The organism is Roseisolibacter sp. H3M3-2, from assembly GCF_029211165.1.
Taxonomy (GTDB): Bacteria; Gemmatimonadota; Gemmatimonadetes; order Gemmatimonadales; family Gemmatimonadaceae; genus Roseisolibacter.
This window is the reverse complement of record NZ_JARGEK010000519.1, coordinates 1-2,584: the sequence shown is the minus strand read 5'-3', so window position 1 is coordinate 2,584 and position 2,584 is coordinate 1. Positions and strand designations below refer to the sequence as shown.

Below are 2,584 nucleotides of genomic sequence, written 5' to 3'. Positions count from 1 at the left end.
CTCGGCCACCACCGCGCCCCCGGGCGCGCCGCGCGCCGGCGCCCGCGTCAGCAGCGCCCCCGCGGCGTCGCGCACCTCGCCCACGAGCAGCGGGTCGGCGAGGGCGAGCGACAGCGCGTCGCCGCGCCCCGAGGTGCGCCGCGCGGCGCCGAACAGCGGCGCGCCGAGCGCGTCGTCGCAGGTCACGAGGCCGTAGACCGCCACCGGCGCGTCGAACGGCGCGCGCCGCACGCCGCACGCCTCGATGCGCCCCGCCATCGCCCCGCGCCCCGCGACGACGGCGTAGCCGCCGTCGGTCCCCAGCGCCCCCGCGCGCCCGACGGTGCGCGCCTGCTCGGCGACCCACGCGCGCACGTCGGGCGGCAGGTCCCCCCCGGCCACCGCCAGCACGCCGTCGCGCAGGTCGAGCCGCACCCACGCCGGGCTCGGGACGACGCAGACCATCCGCGCCGCGCGCCCGGCGAGCGCGGTCGGCGGCGGCACCGGGTCGAACGGCGTCGCCGACCGCACGTCCACCGCCGCCCCGAGCGCGTCGGCCAGCGACTGCTTCAGCCCGAGCGCCGTCGCGTCGAGCGCGTCGCGCCCGGTGGCCGCCAGGTGCTCGCGCAGCACCCGCGCGCTCGCCATGCGGTGCGCCCCCACCTCCTGCTCCGCCTCGAAGGCGAGCAGGCCGGAGAGCGCCAGCGTGAGCAGCAGCAGGGCGACGAGGGCGCGCGCGTCCGGGGCCCCGGTGGGGACGCCGCGCAGGCGGAGGGGCATGAGGTAGCGAACGCGGTCGCGCCCGCCGACGCAAGGAGGGGGGAGCGGGAATCGGGGGCCGCCTGACGGGGTTCTGACGGCTGCGGGCTGCGGATTCAGAACCCGCAGCCCGCAGCCCGCAGCCGCCCCTCACTTCCAGTTGACGACGGAGAGCACGTCCGTGTAGTCGTCCGTCCACACCGGCACCCCCTTCCGCGCGGCCGGCGGGTCCCAGCCGGTGAACGTCGCCAGCTCGCCGAGGCTCGCCGAGTCGCGGGCGAGCGCGATCCAGCGCGAGGTGGTGACGGCGATCTCGCGGCGCCAGGCGTCGCTCGTGTCGCGGCCGAGCAGGGCGACGAGGCCGGCGTCGCGGGCGAGCGCGGCCACCACCGGCTCGAGGTCGAGGTAGCGGTTGCTGATGTGGACCGCCACCACGCCCCCCGGCGTCAGCGCGCGCACGTACGTCGCCAGCGCCTCGCGCGTCAGCAGGTGCGTCGGGATCGCGTCCGAGCTGAACGCGTCGAGCACGATCAGGTCGTACGTCCCCGGCGCCGCCTCGGCGAGCCGCAGCCGCGCGTCGCCGAGCACCACGTCGCTCGCCGGCGGGCAGTCGCGCAGGTACGTGAACAGCCGCGGGTCGCGCGCGATGCGCTCCATCAGCGGGTCGATCTCGTAGAACGTCCACCGCTCGCCGGCGCGCCCGTGGCAGGCGACCGTCCCCGTCCCCAGCCCGACCGCCGCCACGCGGCGCGCCGGCGCCGTCGGCGCGAGGCGCGGCACGACGGTCAGCAGCACGCCGAGCGGCCCCTCGCGGTGGTAGTACGACAGCGGCGTCGTGCGGCGCGACGGCGAGCGGTCCTGCGTGCCGTGCAGCGTCGTCCCGTGCTGCAGGTAGTGCAGCGGCGACGACTCGCGCACCGTGTAGGCGCCGTAGAAGCTGCGCGCGCGGAGCAGCACGCTCGCCTGCCGCGCGCGCTGGCCGAGCGCGCCCCCCGCCAGCACCGCAGCCACCGCCAGCGCGAACGCGACGCGGTCGGCGCGCAGCGCGATCGTCGCCAGCGCCGCCACGCCGCCCAGGATCCCCGCGAACCCCGCCTCGCGCACGCTCGGGATCAGCGACAGCCCCGACGCCGAGAAGTAGGTCGCCGTCCCGATCGCGAGCGGCGCGGCGAGGCGGCGCAGCAGCGCCACCGAGCGCCGCGGGTCGGAGGGGGCCAGCCCCGCGATCCGCTGCAGCCGCGCGCCGAGGCGGGTGCGGGGCGTCGGCGGCGCGGGCGGCGTGCGGAGCACCAGGCGCGTCGCCGCGGCGGCGGCGATGACCAGCGGGTACTCGGCGAGCCCCGTGAACAGCGCGGGGGCGAGCAGCGCGTTGAACACGCCGCCGAGCAGCCCGCCGACCGACATCCACAGGTAGAAGTCGGTGAGGCGCCCCACGCCGGGGCGGTCGTCGGCCAGCGTCTGGTGGCACCACACCGCCACCGCCAGCAGCGCCGTCAGGTGCGCGTACAGCACCAGCGCCAGCGGCTTGTTGACGTCGAGCACGACCATGACCGCCAGCACCGGCAGCACCGACGACGCCGCGCGGTCGACGGCCGACGGCCGCACGCGCAGCCGCGGCGAGAAGGCGACGATGAACGTCACCAGGTACAGCGCCAGCGGCACCACCCACAGCAGCGGCACCGGCGCCACGTCGGTGGTGAGGTAGCGCGTGACGCCCATCAGCTGCGCCGACGGCACGAACGCCAGCAGCGTCCACCGCGCGCGCCGCCACGCCGACGGCGGCGCGTCGTCGCGCGCGGTCGCATCGGGCGCCGGCTGGGCGGCGGGCGTCGCGCCGTCCGGGACG

At 78.3% G+C, this 2,584-nt stretch carries 1 protein-coding gene and 1 pseudogene; both read right to left on the bottom strand.

What is annotated here, in order from left to right:
- Window positions 1–759, bottom strand: a pseudogene (locus tag PYV61_RS23900) (hypothetical protein); the annotation flags it as partial.
- A gap of 129 nt (window positions 760–888) precedes the next feature.
- Window positions 889–2,584: fused MFS/spermidine synthase (locus tag PYV61_RS23895; RefSeq protein ID WP_275836383.1), on the bottom strand; the 1,696-nt coding region annotated here is incomplete at its 5' end.